At 58.5% G+C, this 20,995-nt stretch carries 16 protein-coding genes and 2 tRNA genes; 8 read left to right on the top strand and 10 right to left on the bottom strand.

Annotated features, from left to right (window positions below):
* Nucleotides 1-119 precede the first annotated feature (119 nt).
* The 4 genes from GXM22_RS03055 (at nt 120) to GXM22_RS03040 (ending at nt 3,741) form a co-directional block, all read left to right on the top strand.
* The gene (locus GXM22_RS03055; protein WP_005936533.1) at nt 120-725 is read left to right on the top strand and encodes a GNAT family N-acetyltransferase; all 606 of its coding nucleotides are present in this window, start codon (nt 120-122) and stop codon (nt 723-725) included.
* The gene (hflX, locus tag GXM22_RS03050; protein WP_005936530.1) at nt 722-1,987 is read left to right on the top strand and encodes a GTPase HflX; all 1,266 of its coding nucleotides are present in this window, start codon (nt 722-724) and stop codon (nt 1,985-1,987) included. The genes GXM22_RS03055 and hflX overlap by 4 nt, the downstream gene beginning before the upstream one ends.
* 600 nt (nt 1,988-2,587) lie before the next feature.
* Nucleotides 2,588-3,028 (top strand): Lrp/AsnC family transcriptional regulator, encoded by a 441-nt coding sequence (locus GXM22_RS03045; RefSeq protein WP_005936523.1) that lies wholly within the window; start codon nt 2,588-2,590, stop codon nt 3,026-3,028.
* 158 nt (nt 3,029-3,186) lie between these two features.
* A complete protein-coding gene (locus GXM22_RS03040; protein ID WP_005936519.1) occupies nt 3,187-3,741 on the top strand; it encodes a DUF4358 domain-containing protein in 555 nt (184 codons plus the stop codon).
* Between the two features lie 88 nt (nt 3,742-3,829).
* Here the strand turns inward: GXM22_RS03040 and GXM22_RS03035 are convergent, their stop codons facing one another.
* Nucleotides 3,830-5,314, bottom strand: a complete 1,485-nt coding sequence (locus GXM22_RS03035; RefSeq protein ID WP_035395069.1) for a C69 family dipeptidase — start codon at nt 5,312-5,314, stop codon at nt 3,830-3,832.
* A gap of 86 nt (nt 5,315-5,400) precedes the next feature.
* Nucleotides 5,401-6,282 (bottom strand): CPBP family intramembrane glutamic endopeptidase, encoded by an 882-nt coding sequence (locus tag GXM22_RS03030; protein WP_005936512.1) that lies wholly within the window; start codon nt 6,280-6,282, stop codon nt 5,401-5,403.
* A gap of 177 nt (nt 6,283-6,459) precedes the next feature.
* Here GXM22_RS03030 and GXM22_RS03025 point away from each other — a divergent pair.
* The 4 genes from GXM22_RS03025 to GXM22_RS03010 all read left to right on the top strand — a co-directional run bounded on the left by GXM22_RS03025 (nt 6,460) and on the right by GXM22_RS03010 (nt 8,408).
* A tRNA-Gln gene (locus GXM22_RS03025) sits at nt 6,460-6,533 on the top strand.
* Between the two features lie 34 nt (nt 6,534-6,567).
* Nucleotides 6,568-6,640, top strand: a tRNA-Pro gene (locus GXM22_RS03020).
* 148 nt (nt 6,641-6,788) lie between these two features.
* Nucleotides 6,789-7,865, top strand: a complete 1,077-nt coding sequence (locus GXM22_RS03015; RefSeq protein ID WP_005936506.1) for a 6-phosphofructokinase — start codon at nt 6,789-6,791, stop codon at nt 7,863-7,865.
* Nucleotides 7,866-7,952: 87 nt separating this feature from the next.
* Nucleotides 7,953-8,408 (top strand): DUF3592 domain-containing protein, encoded by a 456-nt coding sequence (locus tag GXM22_RS03010; protein ID WP_005936503.1) that lies wholly within the window; start codon nt 7,953-7,955, stop codon nt 8,406-8,408.
* Between the two features lie 197 nt (nt 8,409-8,605).
* Here the strand turns inward: GXM22_RS03010 and rfbB are convergent, their stop codons facing one another.
* The 8 genes from rfbB to clpB form a co-directional block, all read right to left on the bottom strand.
* Nucleotides 8,606-9,670, bottom strand: coding sequence for a dTDP-glucose 4,6-dehydratase (gene rfbB / locus GXM22_RS03005; protein ID WP_005936500.1), 1,065 nt, complete (start codon nt 9,668-9,670; stop codon nt 8,606-8,608).
* Nucleotides 9,671-9,963: 293 nt separating this feature from the next.
* Nucleotides 9,964-10,884, bottom strand: coding sequence for a dTDP-4-dehydrorhamnose reductase (gene rfbD / locus GXM22_RS03000; RefSeq protein ID WP_005936494.1), 921 nt, complete (start codon nt 10,882-10,884; stop codon nt 9,964-9,966).
* Between the two features lie 19 nt (nt 10,885-10,903).
* Nucleotides 10,904-11,791, bottom strand: a complete 888-nt coding sequence (rfbA, locus tag GXM22_RS02995; RefSeq protein ID WP_005936491.1) for a glucose-1-phosphate thymidylyltransferase RfbA — start codon at nt 11,789-11,791, stop codon at nt 10,904-10,906.
* Nucleotides 11,792-12,078: 287 nt separating this feature from the next.
* The gene (locus GXM22_RS02990) at nt 12,079-12,870 is read right to left on the bottom strand and encodes a glycosyltransferase (protein ID WP_005936487.1); all 792 of its coding nucleotides are present in this window, start codon (nt 12,868-12,870) and stop codon (nt 12,079-12,081) included.
* Nucleotides 12,871-12,874: 4 nt separating this feature from the next.
* On the bottom strand, nt 12,875-15,304 hold the full coding sequence (locus GXM22_RS02985; RefSeq protein WP_005936485.1) for a glycosyltransferase family 2 protein: 2,430 nt from the start codon (nt 15,302-15,304) through the stop codon (nt 12,875-12,877).
* A gap of 131 nt (nt 15,305-15,435) precedes the next feature.
* Complete coding sequence (locus GXM22_RS02980; protein WP_005936481.1) at nt 15,436-16,506, bottom strand: sporulation protein SpoIID; 1,071 nt, start codon at nt 16,504-16,506, stop codon at nt 15,436-15,438.
* Between the two features lie 154 nt (nt 16,507-16,660).
* A complete protein-coding gene (locus GXM22_RS02975) occupies nt 16,661-17,980 on the bottom strand; it encodes an HlyC/CorC family transporter (protein WP_005936477.1) in 1,320 nt (439 codons plus the stop codon).
* Between the two features lie 306 nt (nt 17,981-18,286).
* Nucleotides 18,287-20,899, bottom strand: coding sequence for an ATP-dependent chaperone ClpB (gene clpB / locus GXM22_RS02970; protein WP_035395067.1), 2,613 nt, complete (start codon nt 20,897-20,899; stop codon nt 18,287-18,289).
* Nucleotides 20,900-20,995: the final 96 nt, after the last annotated feature.

Here is a 20,995-nt window from a genome sequence, read left to right as displayed (position 1 = left end):
CTTCCTTCAGTTTAATAAAGTTTCGCCTCTTGTCAAGCGTTTTTTCGTGCCACAGCTTGCAGGCAGGGCAGTTTTGTGCTATCCTATGCGTAACTTTTACATGTGAGGAGAGATGTATCATGCGCCATGCAGGCACACAAACGATCGAAACGGAGCGGCTGCTTCTGCGCCCGCTGACCCCGGAGGATGCCCCCATGATGTACGCCAACTGGGCCAACGACCCGGACGTGACCCGCTGGCTGCGGTGGGAGCCCCACAAAAACGTGGACGAGACCCGGGAACTGCTGGCCGCATGGGCGCTTCTCTACCCCAATGGAGATTACTACGAGTGGGGCATTGTGGAAAAGGCCACCGGACAGTTGTTTGGCACTATCGGCGTGTTCACATCCAGTTCCGCCGAGCCGGAGCGTGACCCCTGGCCCGGCTTCGACCACACGAACGGCGTGTGGGAGGTTGGCTACTGCATCGGCAAGGCCTGGTGGAACAAAGGCTTTACCACCGAAGCGCTAAAAGCAGTTGTAGAATACTGGTTCAAAAATACAGATAGCAGCTGGCTGGCCTGCTGCCATGCGTTTGAAAATCCTGCCAGCGGCCGGGTCCAGCAAAAAGCCGGCTTTGTCTACGACCACGATTCTGTCTACCACAAATTTGACGGCACACCGGTTGCCTGCAGGTGCTACGCATTGACAAGAGAACATTACGAAGAACTGAGAGGTTTATTTTGAGCGAACTTTATGACATTTTAGTAGAAACGCCCCCCACAAAGGTCATCTTACTGGCCCTGGATCAGGGGCTATGGGACTGTGAGCGCAGCCTGAACGAGCTGGCTGCACTCTGCGAGGCCAACCACATGGAGGCTGTGGCATCCGTGACCCAGAAGCGGCAGACCCCCGAGACCGGCATCGTGCTGGGCAGCGGCAAACTGGAGGAGGCCGCCGCTGCCGCCGGGGAGCTGGGTGCCGAGTGTGCCGTGTTTGACGGCGAGCTGACCGGCAGCCAGATCCGCAACATCTCCACGGCGCTTGGCGGCATGGAGGTCATTGACCGCACCATGCTGATTCTGGAGATCTTCCGCAGCCGCGCCGTGACCAACGAGGGCAAGCTGCAGACCGAGCTGGCGCTTCTGCGCTACCGTCTGCCCCGCCTGCAGGGAATGGGCGAGAGCCTGAGCCGCCAGGGCGGCGGCGGTGGCGGCGGCGGTGGTGCCCGCCGTGGTGCCGGTGAGACCAAGCTGGAGCTGGACCGCCGCCACGTCCACGCCCGCATCGACGCACTGGCCGAAAAGCTGGCCGAGATGGAAAAGCGCCGGGGCGAGAGCCGCAAGGCCCGGGCCAAGACCGGGATGCCGGTGGTCAGCCTTGTGGGTTACACCAACGTGGGCAAATCCAGCCTGATGAATGCCCTGTGCGGCCCCAGCGTGGCCGAGGCCGACATGCTGTTTGCCACCCTGGACCCCACCAGCCGGAAGCTGGTTCTGCCCAGCGGCATGGCCGTTCTGCTGGTGGACACGGTCGGCTTTGTCTCCCGTCTGCCCCACAATCTGGTGGAGGCCTTCAAATCCACGCTGGAGGAAGCCGCATGGTCTGATGTCATCGTGCGGGTGGCGGACGCGGGCGACGACCAGCGGGAAGAGCAGCTGGCCGTTACCGATGAGGTCCTGGACGGGCTGGACTGTGCCGACATCCCCCGCCTGACCGTTTACAACAAGTGTGACAAGCCCAATGCCCTGAACTTTGACCCGGACATCCTGTTGACCAGTGCCAAGACCGGCTACGGTCTGGATGCCCTGCTGAAAAAACTGGACGAGCTGCTCAGTGACCGGGTGCACACCATCCGGGTGCTGCTGCCCTATGATAAGCTGGGCCTGGCCGCCCCCATGCGGGAGCGGGGCAGCGTGCAGGTGGAGGAGTACCGGGAGGACGGGCTCTATCTGGAAGGCATCGTCAAAACGGAGGACCTGCACTGTTTTGAAGGATATTTAGTTTAAGCATCTGCTCTCCGGACGCGAATTCGGGTTGCGGCTCCCAGCATCCGCTGCGCGTTGCTTGCGTCTTGCTGGCCGCGGCCCCAACAGCAACTCCCTGTATCCGCCACTGGCGGCGGTCGTTGCCGTTGCAGGGCATTCCATCCCCCGCCCAACTGCCTGACGGCAGTCGGGTCCCACCCTCCGGACACTTGCTTTGGGAAACTCCCCGCCGTCCTATCGTCTCGAACAAATAAAAAAATCCCCAACAAACACAAAAACCCGCCTGGCAGCGGGTTTTTGTGTATAGAGGGGTGGGAAAGTATATAAAGTTGGGAATCGCAATTCAAATGCAGGCACTTGAGAAACAACGTGTTTTGCGCAGTCTTTGGCGCTTACCGTGCCCTGCGATATGTATTATACGCTTTTTTCTTTTCTTGTCAAACAAAATTTTTGACATTTGCTTTAATTTAGCACTTTACATTTCGATCAAAACTTTATATAATTAACACAGAAAACACAAAAGCGAGTTTTTTCGCAGTTTATGCGATTGCGACAACAGTAAAACTTTACTTTTAAAAATTTTTGTACAATTCAACAAAAACATAAAAGGAGACCTTTCTCATGGACGATTTAGACCGCAAGATCCTCTCCCTTCTCGCAAAAAATGCCCGGATGCCCGTCAAGGAGATCGCCGAGCAGGTGGCACTGACCAGCCCGGCTGTTTCCAGCCGCATCCACAAGCTGGAGACCGACGGCATCATCAGCGGCTACACCGTGGTGCTGAACCGCCCGGCAGACCGTGTCTATGTGGACGCGCTCATCAGCCTGTCCGTCACACCCAGCCACCGGGACAAGCTGGTGGAGCTGATGCAGAACAGCAAGGAGGTGCTGCAGTGCTACCATGTCACCGGTGCCTACACCTTCCTCATCAAGGTCAGCTGCGGCAGCATGCCCCAGCTGGAGCACCTGATCCTGCAGTTCCAGAAGCTGGGCACCACCAGCACCCAGATCATCCTTTCTACTCCGGTCAACCATGGTGATCTGGAAGCGCTGCAGCTGTAAGCCGTTCACAGAACTGTTACAACTGCCGTGCAATCTTCCGGCCGACCGGGCCGTATTCCTGATACAAGGCCGCCGTTCAGCGGCTGCATAAACGCCCCCAAAGGCGGGCAGACTGATCACGATCACCCTGCCTTTGTCAGACGAAAGGAACTACGACCATGAAAAAACGCATTCTTGCCGCTTTGCTGGCTCTTGGCTGTGCCCTGCTGGTGTTCACCGGCTGCGGCAGCAAAAAAGATACCACCCCCAAAAACTACACCCAGATCATCCACGATGCCCGGGAAGCCGAGGACAATGATTATTATATGATCTTCTTCCCGGCAGAGGACGGCAAGTTCACCGCCCAATACGGCTACAGCGCCAGCTATCCGGCGGATGATCTGAACGATGAGATCCAGAACATGCTGCTCCCCCTGCTGGACCTGCCCGAGGGCAGCTACACCGATCTTGCCGCTTCCCTCTCTGCCATGATGGTGCAGAGCTATGGCGTTGCCATCGTCAAGCCTGCTGAGGGCAAGACGCAGGAGGTCGTGGACGCAATGGATGCCTATATTCAGAACCAGCAGCAGACGATGGAGCACTACCTCGAGGATCAGTACCAGATTGCCGCCTCCGCCAAGGTGGCCACTGTCCCCACCGGCGAAGTGGTCATGGTGTGCTGTGAGAACAGCGATGCCGTGATGAACGCCATCAAGACCGCTCTGGCCGCTTAAATTATCTTTCAAAACAACAATGCCCTGTACCGTTTTGCATGGTACAGGGCATTCTTATTTCTACCAGATGGATTATATCGTTCAAATATCACATATCCGAACGAGAATATGCGTTTTTCATATTGCTGCTCAGCTCAAACAGCACCTTATCCAGCGTGTCGGCGGCGCGGGCCTTGACCTCAGCGGCCAGGGCCTCGTTGGCCTCCTGGCGCAGGGCGGCGCGGCGGGCGGGGTCGGTCTCGGCCAGCTGCTTTGCGTCATACTGATTCAGCAGGGCACGGCAGGCGGAGAGCACCCCCAGCTCATAGCGCTCGACATGGAACACCGACTTGCCATAGGAAGCATCCGCCATCGCAGCGATCATCCGGCTGACCCAGTAGAAGCTGTCGGTGGACACCTCACCGGTGGTGCCGGCCAGATAGGCTGGGGTCGTCTCCACATTGGCGTAGAAGGGCACCATGGCGTTCAGGGCATTGGAGGCGTAGGCCACCCACTCCACTGCCTGCAGGTCGGCGGGCAGATCAGGCCGCAGCTGGATCAGCGCCACAAAGTCGTTGCGGTTGATGCCGATGGAGCGGTAAACGCCCCGGTTCTCTCTGGCACCATAGCTTGCGTACGGATCGTACGGCGTGCCCTGATAATGGCTGGACAGCACATACTTCACGTCCTCGGGGGTGATCTTCTTCTCAGGCACCATGCACCAGGGCAGGTCGTCGGAAGCCGGGGTATAGTCGGCATCGGGGCCATCCCAGACCCAGGTGGTGGGGTTCAGGGTACGCAGCATGTACCAGGCGCGAGGCGTGTTGTAAACGTGGTCGGAATCGGTGTGGCTGCCAAAGGCGGCACGAGGGTCGAACACGCCGTCCTGTGCCAGGTCGAGGTGATACTTTGCAATGAACTCCCTCAGGTCAGCCGAGCAGAGGTGGTTTTCCTGCGCGCCAAAGGCATCGTCCAGATCAAAGGCATCAATGCCCAGCTGGTTCGGCATCACCACATAACTGTCATCGGGCACACGGCGTGCCATCCAGTGATGGCCGCCGATGGTCTCCAGCCACCAGATCTCGTTCACATCCTGGAACGCAATGCCGTTCATCTCGTAAGTACCGTAGGTCTCCAGCAGCTTGCCCAGCCGCTCCACGCCCTCGCGGGCGGTGTGGATGTAGGGCAGCACCAGATAGACGATGTCCTCCTCGCCGATGCCGCCGGGCACCTCGGGCTGCTCCCCCCTGGCAGGCTGGTACACCACCAGCGGGTCAGCGCCCAGCACGCGGGGGTTGGAGGTGATGGTCTCGGTGGCGGTCATGCCGACATTGGCGGCATTGACACCGGCTGCGGCCCAGATTCCCTTGCCCTCCACGGCGTTGGGCATGGCGGTCATCCGCATGGGGTCACCGGGCAGCGGGATCTCCACATGGGACAGCACCGAGCGGTAGACCGCCGGATGCTCCTCGGGCTGGACCACCACGAATTTCTTTGCCGTGAAATGGCCGGAACCGGAATCGTCGTTGCGGGCGATCATGGTGGAGCCGTCATAGGATGCGTTTTTACCAACCAGAAGCGTTGTACATGCCATAATATCTTCTCCTCCGAATCGAAGTATTTGTCTCTCGGTTTGCCTTGACTGATTGTAATCCTTTTTGTTTCAAAAGGCAAGAGGGCTTACCGGAGCCGTTCCCCGTTTTCCTCCGGGGCCGGAGCAGCTGCCGGGGCGCAGTCCCGGCCAAAGTAGAGCGCCACCTCGCCGATCTTCTTTTTGCGCAGCAGGAAGAGAGTCGGGATAAGATAGATCAAGATCGAGAGCATCATGCTGGCATCATAGCCCGAAATACTCTCGGCCACGTCCTCCGTGCCGTACAGACCGCCCACCAACATAGAGGCAATGTCCATGGCCCCGTGCAGGAACACCGTGACCCACAGGTTGCCGGTGCGGAAATAGATGGCTGCGAACAGCGTGCCCAGCGATGCCGCAAAGACACACTGCATCAGCACACCGAAGGGAGCGCTGGACAGCAGATTGGTCAGGTGGGCCGCGCCAAACAGCAGGCCCGACAGCAGACAGGCTTTCCAGACCCCCGCCCTGCCGGTGCCGAAGCGCTCCAGCAGGCTCTGGGCAATGACCCCGCGGAAGATGAACTCCTCCGCCACACCCACCAGTGCCATGCTCAAAAAGAAGCTGAAGATGCTGAACGCAGGCTGCAGCTGGCCATCCTCGGGCATCCCGAACATCAGCTTGGTATACAGGCTGTAACCGATGAGCACCAGCGGATACATTCCCACCAGCAGCCCATTGAAAAAGCCGCTGCCCCGGCGGCGGAGCAGGTACATCTTACCGGTGCGGCCCAGAATGACCAACGCCACCACCATGCCCACCGCCTCCTGCACGGCGCTGAGGAAGTAGGAGTCCACCCGTTCCAGGTCCACCCCAAAGAGCACCAGTGCAAACACAATGAGATAGGATGCCAGCAGCAGGCTGCCCAGAAACAGCACCTCGGATAAAACGCAGAAGCCGATGGGATGCTTTGCGCGCAGACGTTTCAGCATAAAAATATCCTCCTGAATCTTAGTGGTTCTATTCTAACATACTTTGCCGAAAAGAGAAAGTTTTTGGCATTTTCTGCTCAGGCGAAAAATCTCAAAAAAAGTGTTGACAAGACCCGGGCCGTATAGTATAATATCCCTTGTCAGCGGCGAGGTTCAAAGCTGACGACAACAGAATGATGGGGATTTGCATAGTGGTAGTGCGGTAGACTCTGACTCTACTTGTGGGAGTTCGATTCTCTCATCCCCAACCAGAAAACCGCAGTCGCCTTCCGGCTGCGGTATTTTCGGGGCATAGCGCAGTTGGTAGCGCGCCTCGTTCGGGACGAGGAGGCCGTGGGTTCAAATCCCGCTGCTCCGATCGAAAAAGAGACATACTTCGGTGTGTCTCTTTTTTCTTTTTACAAAATTTTTTCTTGACACATTTCCCCTTTGGGAATACTCTTATAGTACCAGATATCCCCTGCTCTGCGGCGGGAAAGATCAAGAGGAAACGAGGGATTTGTGAGATGAAAAAACGTGTTGGCATCCTGACCTCCGGCGGCGACTGCCCGGGCCTGAACGCAACCATTCGCGGCGTGGCAAAGGCACTGTATGCCCGGATGGGTGATAATGTGGAGATCGTGGGCATCCTGAACGGCTACCACGGCCTGATCAACGGCGAGTACAGGGAGATGTGCGAGGATGACTTCCGCGGCATCCTGACACTGGGCGGCACCATTCTGGGCACCAAGCGCACCCCCTTCAAACTGATGCGCGTGGTCGAGGATGACAAGATCGATAAAGTCGCGGCCATGAAAAAGACCTACAAGGACGCAAAGCTGGACTGCCTGCTCTGCCTGGGCGGCAATGGCACCCACAAAACCGCCAACCTGCTCTCGCAGGAGGGCCTGAACATCATCGGCCTGCCCAAGACCATCGACAATGATATCTACGGCACCGATGTAACTTTTGGCTTCCACACCGCTGTGGACATTGCCACCGAGGTCATCGACCGCATCCACACCACCGCCGGCAGCCACAGCCGCGTGATGTGCATCGAGATCATGGGCAACAAGGCCGGTTGGCTGACCCTCTACTCCGGCATTGCAGGCGGCGCGGATATCATCCTGCTGCCCGAGCAGCCCTACGACATCGACCGCGTCTGCGAGGCCGTGGAGCGCCGGGCAAAGCGCGGCTCCAACTTCTCCATCATCGCCGTGGCCGAGGGTGCCATGAACGTGGACGAGGCCAAGCTGAAGCGCAAGGAGTGGACCGCCAAGCGCGCCGAGGCCGGTTACACCACCGCCACCAACCGCATTGCCGCCGCCGTCCAGAAAAAGACCGGCATGGAGACCCGGGTCTGCATCCCGGGCCACATGCAGCGCGGCGGCAGCCCCAGCGCCTACGACCGCGTGCTGGCCACCCAGTTCGGCAGCTACGCCGCCAAGCTGGTGGAGATCGAGCAGTATGGCGTTACGGTGGCTCTCGTGAACAACCACGTCATCTCCAACCGTCTGGAGGATATCGCCGGTAAGACCCGCAATATCCCCGAGGGCTGCGAGCTCCTCACCGTGGCAAAGCGCATGGGAATCAGCTTGGGCTGAGAAATCTTTCCGGCATGACCGCAATCTTCTTCCCGGTTTATCCGTATTCCAAGTGTAACAAAACCTCGTGAAAGGAAGTGTCTCTCCATGAAAAAAATCCATAAGTTCTTTTCTAAAGATTTGCTCCATATTCTTGGTGCTGTTGGGATTTTTGTTGCTTTTCTGATTTCTATCGCCTATAAGCAAGTTGGAATCGGGGCACTCATAGCTGCGTGGCTTATTGCTATCGCAATTATCGGGGTAGCATGGATTACAGACATCCGCAAAGCAGACCTGCTGAAAAACGGAAAGATTGTTTCCGGAAAAGTTAATGCAGTAAAAAGGGTTCACATAAAATTCCACATGAGTACCTATCACCTTGCTGATGAAGATGTAATTTATCCTTGGGTGATCCGGTACCAATATAAGATTGGAAAAGACACTTATTATGGACAGTCCCATTGGTTTTGGTTCAATCCTCTCGTGAGCAATGGAACACCTATAAAGGTGACTATTGATCCTCAAAACCCAGAAAGAAGCATTGTTGCTGCATGGGAAAGTTAATAGATTGTTTCTTTCCTCTATGATGACGGAAATTCCAAAGGAGCACAATCTCCTTTGGCACACGACTTTGGTACAAAGTCTAGTATGTTACACCTCGATAGAGGTGTACCGTTCCCAGACGCAAAAAGTCCCATGCCCAGCACTTTGGCGGTGCGGGCATGGGACTTTTTACTTTTTAGGCCTAACCGAACAAGAACTTACTTATTCTTGTACATTTCCTCGTAGTATTTCTGGTAGTTGCCGCTGGTGATGTGCTCCATCCACTCCTCGTGGTCGAGATACCAGTCGATGGTCAGGACGATGCCCTTCTCGAACGGGGTCTCGGGGTACCAGCCCAGATCGTTCTTGATCTTGGTGGGGTCGATGCCGTAGCGGCGGTCGTGGCCCAGACGGTCAGCAACGTGCTTGATCAGATCCTCGCTGATGCCGTCGTCCTTCAGGCGGTCGTGCAGCTGCGCGATGATGGTCTTGACGATGAAGATGTTGGGGCGCTCGTTGTGGCCGCCCACATTGTAGACCTCGCCGATCTTGCCGCCGTTGCAGACCATATCGATGGCCTTGCAGTGATCCTCAACGTACAGCCAGTCACGGATCTGCATACCGTCACCGTAGACAGGCAGCTGCTTGTGGTGTTTGACATTGTTGATCATCAGGGGGATCAGCTTCTCGGGGAACTGATAGGGACCGTAGTTGTTGGAGCAGCGGGTAATGTTGATGGGCATACCATAGGTATCGTGGAATGCCATAACGAACATATCAGCGCTGGCCTTGGAGGAGGAGTAGGGGCTGTGGGGGCACAGCGGGGTGGTCTCCATGAAGTAGCCCTCGGCACCCAGAGCGCCGTAGACCTCATCGGTGGAGACCTGCAGGTACTTCTTGCCTTCCTTCCAGGTCTTGGCATCGGCATCGTACCAGGCTTCCTTTGCACGCTGCAGCAGGTTCACGGTGCCCATGACGTTGCTCTGGACAAAGATCTCGGGGTTCTTGATGGAGCGGTCCACATGGCTCTCAGCGGCAAAGTTGATGACATAATCGAAATCGTACTTTGCAAACAGGCTCTCCACCAGCTCCTTGTCGCAGATGTCGCCCTGCACGAACACATGGCGGGGGTCGCCCTCCACATCCTTCAGGTTCTCCAGATTGCCCGCGTAGGTCAGCTTATCCAGGTTGACCAGCAGGATCTCGGGGTACTTCTTGAGCATATAGTGGACAAAGTTGGAGCCGATAAAACCGGCGCAGCCGGTGATCAGATATTTTTTCATAGGTTTATTCTACCTCAATTTTCAGGTTTTATCTTCTTGGGGAAACTTTTTCTCTGTACAACCTCTCAGTCTCGCATCCGCTCGACAGCTCCCCTAGTAGGGGAGCCCTTGGCAGGCCGTCGCGTTTTCGTGGTCTAACGTTTCGCTCCTATTTGCTCTGCTGGCGCAAAGCCTTCACCCTTACGGCAGATGCCGGTTTTGGAGCCGATAGGCGATCATTGCGAAAAAGAACCCCTATGCCAAGGCCTCTCCTACTAGGAGAGGTGGCATTGCGTTAGCAATGACGGAGAGGTTTAATTCGTTTTCATCCCATTCTCGCCGTCCCAGTGGGCGAAGAAGCAGGCCAGGGCCTCTTTCCAGTCCCGCACATCGTTGCCCACGGTGCAGCGGAGCATCCGGTTGTCCAGTGCGCTCCACTTGGGGCGGTCAGCACTTTCGGGATGCTTGGCCTTGTACTCCTCGCTGGTGCAGGGGGCCACAGAGGCATCTACGCCAGACAGGCGGATGATCTCGGAAGCAAAATCGTACCAGGAGCAGATGCCCTCACCGGTGCAGTGATACAGGCCGTACTCATGGGTCACGCAGAGCTGCAGCAGCTCATGGGCCAGGTCAACCGCGTTGGTGGGGTTGCCGCACTGGTCGTTGACCACCTCCAGCTTGCCGAATTTCCGGCCAGCGTTGACGATGGTCTTGACGAAGTTCTTGCCGTAGTAGCTGTACAGCCATGCCGTGCGGACGATAAAGTGGCGGTGGCAGAACTGCTCCACATACTTTTCGCCCATGAGCTTGGTGGAGCCGTAGGCGCTGATGGGGCCGGGGATGGTGGCCTCGTCCTGTGCAATGCCGCCGTTCTCACGGCCGGAGAACACATAGTCCGTGGAGACATGCACCAGGCGGGCACCGGTCTTTTCGGCGGCCTGTGCCAGATTGCGGGGGCCCAGAGCGTTTGCCTTGAAGGCTGCGTCGTGGTTCACCTCGCAGCCGTCCACATTGGTGTAGGCGGCGCAGTTGATGATGACATCCGGGCGCTGGCGGCGGATGAAGTCATCCACCATCTTATAGTTGGAGATGTCCAGCTCCGGCAGGTCCACCGGGATCACGGTGGCATTCATCAGCTTTTCGGGGATGGGGCCGATCTCGCTGCGGCCCTCCCGCAGCTGCTTGATGATCTCGGTGCCAAGCTGGCCCTTGCAGCCGGTGACGATGATTTTCATGGGTGATTCCCCTCCTGCATCAATATCTCAGTTTTCCATCGGCCACGTTCTTGAGGTGCTGGCCGTAGGGGCTCTTACCATAGCGGGAAGCGCTCTCCAGCAGGGTCTCGCGGTCGATCCAGCCGTACTTGAAGGCGATCTCTTCGGGGGCGCTGATCTTGATGCCCTGACGCTTCTCGACCATGCGGACGAAGTCGGCGGCATCCACCAGGCTCTCCATCGTGCCGGTATCCAGCCATGCAAAGCCGCGGCCCAGCAGCTGGACATCCAGCTCGTCCTTCTTCAGGTACATATCGTTCAGGGTCGTGATCTCCAGCTCACCGCGGGCAGAGGGCTTGACCTGCTTTGCCATCTGGACCACTTCCTTGTTGTAGAAGTACAGGCCGGTGATGGCGTAATTGCTCTTCGGGTGCTCGGGCTTTTCTTCCACGCTCAGCACCTTGCCGTTCTGGTCAAATTCCACGATGCCGAAACGCTCGGGGTCCTGCACATAATAGCCGAACACGGTGCAGCGGCCCTTGGTCTCTGCATTGGCGGCGGCAGTCTTGAGGATCTTGGAGAAGCCGTTGCCGTAGAAGATGTTGTCGCCCAGGATCATGGCGCAGCAGTCGTCGCCGATGAACTCTTCGCCCAGAATAAAGGCCTGTGCCAGACCATCGGGAGAGGGCTGGACCTTATATTGCAGATGGATGCCGTACTGGCTGCCATCGCCCAGCAGCGCCTCAAAGCGCGGCGTATCAGTGGGGGTGGAGATGATCAGGATATCCTGAATGCCCGCCAGCATGAGGGTGGACAGAGGATAGTAGATCATGGGCTTATCGTAGACAGGCAGCAGCTGCTTGCTGGTGACCATCGTCAACGGATAAAGCCGGGTGCCGGCACCGCCGGCCAGAATAATGCCTTTCATAATTTGTGCACTCCTTTATTTGTATTGAAAAAGTTGTGCAGCTATACGGGGTGAAACGCTCACCTCGTAATATTCAAAGCGGAGCTGCGTCCGCTGTCAACAAAGTTACAGGGTAAAAGTTCCGGCCGCGCGGGGCGGCATCAGATAGTTTTACACCTTATTCTACTCTCAAATCGAAAAAAAAGCAAGAAAAAACGGCCTGTTCCAGAATTTTTTCCGGAACAGGCCGTCAAACAGAACCGTTCAGCCGCCTGCGGCGGCAGCACATCGCGATGGTGGAGCGTTTCTTACCACTTGAAGCCCCACTTATGGAAATACTTCAGCAGGTTTCCTGTCTGCCAGAGGGCGGGCTTGAGATCCCGGTGGGCAGCGCGGTGCCAAGCGTGGATGGCGGTATACTGGGGCACCAGATACACCTTGCCCCGGGTGCGCATCTTCTGGGTGAGGTCCGCATCCTCCACATACATGAAGTAGCTCTCGTCAAAGCCGCCCACCGCCTTGAAGGTGCTGGTGCGCACACCGGAAAAGCTGCCGGTGCAGAACTCGATCTCGATGGGCCTGGTCAGGTCCTCATCCAGCATCAGGTAGTGGTCGTTCTGGCCTTTCCAGAAGCTGAGCCGGGGCAGCTGGCGGTAGAGCATGGGCCGCAGGGCGCACCGGCGCAGGGGCAGCTGCTGGGGCTTGCCGTCCGGGAACACCAGCGAGGGCCGGGCCATCACGGCATCCGGGTGGGCAGCCATCCAGTCGGCCAGATCACTCAGGGTATCAGCGGTCAGCTGGATATCCGGGTTGAGGATAAAGTGGAAATCACTGTCCAGCTCGGGCAGGATCATATTATGGCCGGTGCCAAAGCCGCCGTTCTCGGTGCGGCAGTGCACCACCACCTGCTGGCCCGGGCCTGCTGCCAGCAGGCCGTCCGCCACGGCCTGCTCCAGCTTTTTGCCGCTGCCGTCCGGGCTGGCATTGTCCACCAGATACAGGGTCACCGGGTAGCGGCGCGTGCAGTGCAGCACCGTCTGCGCCGCCTTCAGCGCCTCGTCATAGCCGTTATATACAACAATACAGGCTGATAGTTTCATCAATTCACTCCAAAGGCAGGATCTTCAGCGTGAAGTCCTCACGCTGGATATCAAAGTTGGGGTTGGTGCAGGGATCGCCCGCGGCCAGCAGGTCTCCCCAGCGGGCCTGGAAGCGGAGCACCTCGCCCTGGAAGCGCTTCTGCTTTTCGGGGTTGTCCTCGGTGCCGCGGCTCTTGCTCTCGTAGTGGTAGAGCTGGGCAAAGGGGGTAAACACGTTGGTGTAGCCCGCCTCCCGCACACGGACACAGAAATCCACATCGTTGAAGGCCACGGCATAGCTCTCGTCCAGGCCGTTCATCTCATCATAGATTTCTCTGCGGATGAGCAGACAGGCGGCGGTATCGCCGTAAACATCCTGCACATAGTTCAGCCGCCCCATGTAGCCATCGGATGCTGCCGGGAAATACTTGTGTAGGTGGCCCGCCACGCCGCCGATGCCAAAGCCGATGCCGGCATGCTGAATGGTGTCATCGGGGTAGAGCAGCTTTGCACCCACACAGCCCACCCGCTTCTGCTGGGCGTACATGACCATTTCCTCCAGCCAGTTGGGGGTGATGACCTCGGTATCGTTGTTGAGCAGCAGCAGATATTCGCCGGTGGCATACTGCTCACCAAAGTTGTTCAGGGCGCTGTAATTGAAGCCCTTGCCCTCCCAGGTCACGACCTTGAGGTTGTCCGGGTGTTCCTTCTGCATCCGCTCGTAGGCGCGGAAAGTCTCGGGCTGCTTACTGTTGTTCTCGATGAGGATGAGTTCAAAATCCGGGTAGGTGGTGCGGGCATAGATGGAATCCACGCAGAGCTCCAGATCCCGGATGTGGTCGCAGGTGGGGATGAGGATGCTCACCCGGCCCGGGTGCTCAATGGTGTAATCGGTCTTGTAATAGCCCGGGGTGCCGGGGATGAGGGCAACATCGTCCACAGCGATCCCGCAGCGGGCATAGTGGGCCTTGAGGGCCGCAATGCCTGCGTCGATGCAGTAGGTTTTGGCGGAGATATCTGCCGCCGTGCTGCCGGGGCTGGAGCGCCAGTAATACAGGGCATGGGGAATGTGAACGATCTTCTCAGCCTGCTCCGTCAGGCGAAGGAACAGCTCGTAATCCTGGCTGCCGTTGTACTCCATCCGCTCGCCGCCGCCGGCCCGCTCCATCAGGGCGCGGCTGAACACGGTCAGGTGGCAGATGTAGTTGTTGGAGCGGAGGTTGTCCAGCATGAAGTCGGGCTTGAAGTGGTAGAGCACCACATGCTCCGGCTTCCCCTCAAAAGTCGCCTCGTCGGTGTAGACAAAGTCGGCCTTCTGCTCGGCAATGGCCCTGGCCGCGTACCACAGGGCGCAGGGATGCAGCAGGTCATCGTGGTCCAGCAGGGCGATATACTCACCGGTGGCCATCTCAAAGCCCTTGTTGGTGTTGCCGGGGATCAGCTCATTCTTTTCCAGCTTCTGATACCGGATGCGTGCATCGGCCTTCGCACGGGCCTGCACATGCTGGCCTACGGCCTCGTCCTTACCGGCATCCACGCAGCAGAGCTCCCAGTTCTTGTAGGTCTGGTTCACCACGGAATCCAGCATCTCGTCCAGGAAATCCAGCGGGGTGTTGTACAGAGGCACCACGATGCTGATCTTGGGACCGGCAGGCTGATCGTTCGCCTGCCTGACCAGCAGCTCTACCGGGGCAAAGCGGTCGGCCCGCAGGAGGTTCCCCGGGAAGAGGGCGGCATACTCCCGCCTGGCGCGGGCGTGCTCCCGCACACCCGAGATGCCGTCCCGGCGCAGCTCACCCAGCAGGACGAAAAGCGGGAAGGTGTGCCAGATCTGGCGGCTCTTGCTGACAACATACCGCATGGGCCAGGTCAGCTTCCAGAAGGTAGAGCTGGTCACCTCGTTCAGGGTCTTTTCCAGGTTCTTGGCATGGCTGCGGCTCAGGGAAAGATCGCTGCGGAGCCGCTCAATGAGGGCGGCTTCCTCGTTGCAGGTGCGCTCGGCACGCACCATCCGGTCACGCAGGAGATCCAACTCCTTCTCATAGCCCGCGATCATCTCGGCGGTGGCAGGCTGGACCGTGCAGTACAGAGCCGACTGCTGGGCACGGCCCCGGCTGCGCCAGCGGAAATCCCGGTAGTAGCCCCGGCGGGCCAGTTCCTCGGCCCAGCCCTCAGCCACGTTGCTGCCGGTAAACACCAGCAGCACCTGTCCGGGCAGCTGCGCGGGCATCTCCACCCAGGCGGGGTCCTCCACCACCAGCAGGTCTGCCTGCCGGGCAGCCACTGTAAAGGGGTTGGCATCCACGCCCGCCCGGTGCAGGGCCTTTTCCAGTGCCGGGGTCTCGGCGTTCAGCACCGCAGCTGTTGCCGGGGCCAGCTCCTCCGCAATGCGCTGTGCCAGCAGGCGGCAGCGCTCCATGTCCTGCTTTGTTTCCTTTGCTTTCTCCAACTGCATTCCGACTTCTCCACTTCACTGGGCCATTCCGCCGCCCAGACGCATTTTTACAAACTATAATAGTATACCAGATTTCGTCCCGTTTGAGAAGCGCTTTTCCGCATTTCCTGCGCTTTCCGGTGCAAAATTTATTACAGCCCCAGCAGGCTCCACAGCCAGCCGAACAGGCCGCCGTTCGAGCTGCCGCTGCCCACCGTGCCAAAGGACACGCCGGTATAGTAGTGGCGCAGGATGTCCCGGTAGCCCATGCCCTGCTCCTGCGCATAGCCCACCATGCCGCACTGGCTCATGCCCACACCGTGGCCGAAGCCATAGTAGTTCATGCAGGGGGTTCCGTTCTCGTCCGCGCTGAAATCAAAGCAATAACGGGAGGAAACGAACTGGCCGATGTAGCGGTAGCTCTTTCCGTTCGAGACAAAGGTATTGTACTGGACAAAGCCGCCCAGATCCTTATGGGTGGTGTCGGCGCTCTCGTAGGGCTGGCCGGTCTTGCTGTCGTTATACTCGATGTAGCGGTAATCCTTGCCGATGATCCGGCGCATCAGGTTGTGATACTGCTCCTCGTAGGGGCTTTCCACGCTCTGCAGATAGGGCACATCGGTGCCCCAGGCATCCAGACCGGAGCAGGTGCCGTACACGCCGGTCTGGGTGTTGTACCCCGCGCTGGCCGACCACACTGCATCGATGACGCTGCCGTTGCAGGTCAGCACCTCGTCCTTGACCTCAGAGACTGCCCTGCGGATGGCGCTGCGGGCAGAGGAAGGGATCTGATCCACGGGGGTGTACACCAGCGCGTTGGCCGAAGAGCCGTATTTCTTGTGGTATTCCAGATAGGAGTGGATAGCCACCGCCTGCGCTTTCCACGCCTGCTGTGCCGCCGCGTCACTGACATAGCTGCCGATGGAGCCCAGCTCGGTGTAGGTGATGCCCACCAGACAGTCCTCAAGATCCAGGGTCACGTTCCGGCGCAGGCCCTGCCCCTTGACGTTCAGGTAGGGCATGGTGATGGTATCGCCAGAGCCGAAGAGCCAGCTCAGGCAGTTTTCCTCCTCGTCCGGGATCAGAGTAGTGTTGGCACCGCCCATGGTGGTGGCACCGGCGGGCAGGGTGTCCCCTTCCGCTGCAAAGGCGGCAGGCACTGCCATGCAGAGCAGCACCACCGCCAGCATCAGCGCCGCACACCGGCGCGCAAACTTCGACATCCGTTTCAAGTTCCTTGTCCTCCTGCGTTCTGTATTTTATTCAGTTTAGCACAGTGCAGGGCCGCGGGCAAGGACTTGAATCAAGAAAACGCCGCCGGGCAGAGCCAAAAGCTCCACCCGGCGGCGTTTCACTGTTTCTATCTTACGCTTCCTGTCAGCGGCTCTCCCCGCGCTGTGCAAGGCGGGAGAAGCGCTTATCCTTTTCGTCGTCCTTCTCGGCATCCTCAGCCGGGGCGGCGGGGGTCAGGCGCACTTCCGTCACGCGGCGCTTGGCGGTGCGGGTAACAACACCATCGTACTCGCCCAGGGTAAAGCGGTCGCCTACCTTGGGCAGATGGCAGGTCTTTTCCTGCACCAGACCGTTGACGGTATTGGAATCGATGTCCTCTTCCTCCGGCAGGTCGAGTTCCTCATACAGATCATCGACGCTGGCAGAACCGGACACCAGCCAGCTGCCGTCCGACTGCTTGCGGAAGTCCTCAGTGACCTCGTCGTGCTCATCCCAGATCTCACCCACCAGCTCTTCCAGGATATCCTCCAGCGTGATGATACCCTCGGTGCCGCCGTATTCGTCCACAACAACGGCCAGGTGGTGGTGCTGCTCCCGGAGGGTGCGCAGCAGCTGGGAGATCTGCGTGGAGCCCGTGGTATACAGGGTGGGCACCACCAGATCATCGATCTTGGTCGCCTTTTTCAGGCGGGCGATATAGAAATCCTTTTCATGTACCACACCAATGATGTTATCAATGGTGCCGTGGTAGACAGGCAGACGGGAGTAACCGGACTCCGCAAAGGTCTGGGCCAGCTCCTCCAGCGGGATATCATCCTCCACAGCCACCACATCCACACGGGGGGTCAGGATCTCCTCCACCTCCACGTCATCGAACTCGATGGCGCTGCGGATGAGCTCGCTTTCCCGGTCGGTCAGTTCGCCGTCATTTTCAGCCTCGCTGACCATGGTCATCAGCTCACCCTCTGTGATGGTATCGGCCTCGCCGCTGTGGACAAAGTGGCCCAGCAGCTTTTTCCACTGGGTGAACAGCCAGGTCAGCGGGGTCATCAGGGCCATCAGGAGCACAAGGAAGGGCGAGACTGCCGTAGCCACCTTTTCCGGCATCTCCTTGGCCAGGCTCTTTGGAGTCACCTCGCCAAAGATCAGCACGATGATCGTCAGCACAATGGTGGACACCGTAGCGCCCCGCTCGGCACCCAGCATCCGGGTAAACAGGATGGTGCCGATGGAAGCGGCGGCGATGTTCACGATATTGTTGCCAATGAGGATGGTGGAAAGCAGCTTGTCATACTGCTCCGCCATGGCCAGCACCCGGGCGGCAGAGGAATCGCCGTCCTCGGCGCGGCTTTTCAGGCGGATCTGATTCAGGGAGGAAAATGCGGTCTCGGATGCGGAGAAAAAGGCGGAGAAACCCACCAGGATCACCAGCGCTACCCAGAGCGTCATACTGCCATCGTCCATAATAAAGGAAAATCACACTCAACTTTCTGTTTTTTATTAAAGAACGGACTCCCTCAGTCTGCTTCACAGCCAGCGCCCTCAAAGAGGGAGCCTTGCCGCACGGTCAGCCTCCCTCACCGAGGGAGGTGGCATCGCGCAGCGATGACGGAAGGAGTTCTTTCCTAGGGATACAAAAATGTGCTTTCCACCGTGGCTGTTCCGCGATGAAAAGCACATCAATGTTACTTGTTATAATATCATATTCCGCACCCCCATGCAAGCATTACAGCCGGCACAGAGGTACAAAACTGGTAAAACTGTGGAAAATCATTTCAGCACAAGGGCATTTCCGTCGTAATCCACGGTCAGGGTGCTGCCCTCGGCATAGCGGCCCTGAATGATCGCCTTGGCGATCAGGGTCTCCACCCGGCTCTGGATGAACCGTTTGATGGGGCGGGCACCATAGACGCTGTCGTAGGCAGAATCGATGATGTAGTCCTTGGCGGCGGTGGTCACGTCCAGATTCAGATGCTTGCCCTCGTCCATGCGGCTGCGCAGGTCTGCCAGCTGCAGATCCACGATCTTGCGCATCTCGTCCTTGGTCAGGCTCTTGTAGTAGACGATCTCGTCCAAACGGTTCAGGAACTCGGGGCGGAACTTGCTTCTCAGCAGCAGGTCGATCTGATGCTTTGCCTCGTCGCTGAGTTCGTTGGAACCCTGTGCCCGGCGCTGCTCCAGATCGTTCAGGATGATGTCACTGCCCAGATTCGAGGTCAGGATGATGACCGTGTTCTTGAAGTCCACGGTACGGCCCTGGCTGTCGGTGATGCGGCCATCGTCCAGCACCTGCAGCAGGATGTTGAACACATCGGGGTGGGCCTTTTCCACCTCATCGAACAGCACCACGCTGTAGGGTTTGCGGCGGACAGCCTCGGTCAGCTGACCGCCCTCCTCATAACCCACGTATCCCGGAGGCGCGCCGATCAGGCGGCTGACGCTGAACTTCTCCATATACTCCGTCATATCGATACGCACCATGTTGCGCTCATCGTCAAACAGAGCCTGTGCCAGCGCCTTGGCCAGCTCGGTCTTGCCCACACCGGTGGGGCCGAGGAAGAGGAAGCTGCCGATGGGGCGGTTGGGGTTTGCGATTCCGGCGCGGCTGCGCAGGATGGCCTCGCTCACCTTGGTCACGGCCTCGTCCTGACCGATGACTCTCTTGTGGAGCACATCGTCCAGGTGCAGCAGCTTCTCGCGCTCGCCCTCCACCAGCTTCTCCACCGGGATGCCGGTCCAGCGGGCCACGATCCGGGCAATTTCCTCATCGGTCACACGGTCACGCAGGAGGCTGTCCTCCTTCTTCTCGTTGGCCAGCTTTTCCTCCGCTTCCAGCTGTTTCTGCAGCTCGGGCAGCTTGCCGTATTTCAGCTCAGCAGCCTTGTTCAGGTCATACTCACGCTGGGCTTTCTCAATGGCGGCATTGGTCTGCTCGATCTGCTCACGCAGGGTCTGTACCTTGCCAATGGCGTTCTTCTCGTTTTCCCACTTTGCCTTCATGCTGCGGAACTTATCCTGCAGCTCGGCCAGTTCCTTTTCCAGCTCATGCAGGCGGCTCTGGCTCAGGGCATCGGTCTCCTTTTTCAGGCTGACCTGCTCGATCTGCAGCTGGGTGATGCGGTGGGCCAGATCATCCATCTCGCTGGGCATACTGTCCATCTCAGTCTTGATCATGGCGCAGGCTTCATCCACCAGGTCGATGGCCTTATCCGGCAGGAAACGGTCGGTGATATAGCGGTCAGAGAGGGTTGCGGCGGCGATCAGCGCATTATCGCTGATCTTCACGCCGTGGAACACCTCATAGCGCTCCTTCAGGCCACGCAGGATGGAGATGGTGTCCTCCACTGTGGGCTCATCCACCTGCACCGGCTGGAACCGGCGCTCCAGAGCGGGGTCCTTTTCGATATACTGGCGGTATTCGTCCAGCGTGGTTGCGCCGATGCAGTGCAGCTCGCCCCGGGCCAGCATGGGCTTGAGCAGGTTGCCCGCGTCCATGGCACCGTCGGTCTTGCCCGCACCCACGATGGTGTGCAGCTCATCAATGAAGAGGATGATCTTGCCCTCGCTCTTCTTGACCTCATTCAGGACGCTCTTCAGGCGCTCCTCAAACTCGCCGCGGTACTTTGCACCGGCCACCAGTGCACCCATGTCCAGGCTGAACACGGTGCGGTTCTTCAGGTTCTCGGGCACATCGCCGCGCACGATCCGCTGGGCCAAGCCCTCGGCGATGGCGGTCTTGCCAACGCCGGGCTCACCGATCAGGCAGGGGTTGTTCTTGGTCTTACGGGACAGGATACGGATCACGTTGCGGATCTCCTGATCACGGCCGATCACGGGGTCCAGCTTCTGCTTCCGGGCCAGATCGACCAGATCCTGGCCGTACTTCTGCAGAGCGTTGTAGGTATCCTCGGGGTTGTCGTTGGTCACGCGCTGGTTGCCGCGCACGGCAGTCAGCTGCTGCAGGAACGCATCCTTCTTGATGTTGAAGGCGCGGAACAGCTCCGTGGTGTTCTGGGTCGGCTCATCCAGCAGGCCCAGGAACACATGCTCCACACTGACGTATTCGTCCTTCATGGCCTTGGCTTCCCGGGCGGCGGCGCTCAGGACTTTATCCGTTGCCTGCGAGATATAGACCTTATCGGGGTCACGGCCGGAGCCGGACACCCGGGGCAGGGCCGACAGCTTTTCGGCCACGGCAGCGGCAAAGCTGCCCGGGTCCACGTTCAGCTTCTGCAGAAGCTGCGGGATCAGGCCCTGCTCCTGCGAAGCCAGGGCGTGCAGCAGATGTTCCGGCTCCAAAGCGTTGTGCTGGTACTCCACAGCCAGCTGCTGGGCAGCCTGCAGAGCTTCCAGCGTTTTCTGCGTATATTGATTGGTATTCATAGAATCGACCTCCATTCGTACCGAAAATGTTATTTCAGCAGTCTTTCAGATTGATTGCCATTTCATTTTTAGCACTCTATCTGTTCGACTGCTAAA

This window comes from Faecalibacterium duncaniae (assembly GCF_010509575.1).
Classification (GTDB): Bacteria; Bacillota; Clostridia; order Oscillospirales; family Ruminococcaceae; genus Faecalibacterium; species Faecalibacterium duncaniae.
This window is presented reverse-complemented; position numbering and strand designations above follow the sequence as displayed.

Bases quoted from the DNA above. Each gene is read 5' to 3' on its own strand.
- GXM22_RS03045 (WP_005936523.1), top strand. From the start codon at position 2,588: ATGGACGATTTAGACCGCAAGATCCTCTCCCTTCTCGCAAAAAATGCC.
- clpB (WP_035395067.1), bottom strand. From the start codon at position 20,899: ATGAATACCAATCAATATACGCAGAAAACGCTGGAAGCTCTGCAGGCT.
- rfbD (WP_005936494.1), bottom strand. From the start codon at position 10,884: ATGAAAATCATCGTCACCGGCTGCAAGGGCCAGCTTGGCACCGAGATC.
- GXM22_RS02985 (WP_005936485.1), bottom strand. From the start codon at position 15,304: ATGCAGTTGGAGAAAGCAAAGGAAACAAAGCAGGACATGGAGCGCTGC.
- rfbA (WP_005936491.1), bottom strand. From the start codon at position 11,791: ATGAAAGGCATTATTCTGGCCGGCGGTGCCGGCACCCGGCTTTATCCG.
- GXM22_RS02975 (WP_005936477.1), bottom strand. From the start codon at position 17,980: ATGGACGATGGCAGTATGACGCTCTGGGTAGCGCTGGTGATCCTGGTG.
- GXM22_RS03015 (WP_005936506.1), top strand. From the start codon at position 6,789: ATGAAAAAACGTGTTGGCATCCTGACCTCCGGCGGCGACTGCCCGGGC.
- GXM22_RS03040 (WP_005936519.1), top strand. From the start codon at position 3,187: ATGAAAAAACGCATTCTTGCCGCTTTGCTGGCTCTTGGCTGTGCCCTG.
- GXM22_RS03030 (WP_005936512.1), bottom strand. From the start codon at position 6,282: ATGCTGAAACGTCTGCGCGCAAAGCATCCCATCGGCTTCTGCGTTTTA.
- GXM22_RS02990 (WP_005936487.1), bottom strand. From the start codon at position 12,870: ATGAAACTATCAGCCTGTATTGTTGTATATAACGGCTATGACGAGGCG.
- GXM22_RS03035 (WP_035395069.1), bottom strand. From the start codon at position 5,314: ATGGCATGTACAACGCTTCTGGTTGGTAAAAACGCATCCTATGACGGC.
- GXM22_RS03010 (WP_005936503.1), top strand. From the start codon at position 7,953: ATGAAAAAAATCCATAAGTTCTTTTCTAAAGATTTGCTCCATATTCTT.
- GXM22_RS02980 (WP_005936481.1), bottom strand. From the start codon at position 16,506: ATGTCGAAGTTTGCGCGCCGGTGTGCGGCGCTGATGCTGGCGGTGGTG.
- rfbB (WP_005936500.1), bottom strand. From the start codon at position 9,670: ATGAAAAAATATCTGATCACCGGCTGCGCCGGTTTTATCGGCTCCAAC.
- GXM22_RS03055 (WP_005936533.1), top strand. From the start codon at position 120: ATGCGCCATGCAGGCACACAAACGATCGAAACGGAGCGGCTGCTTCTG.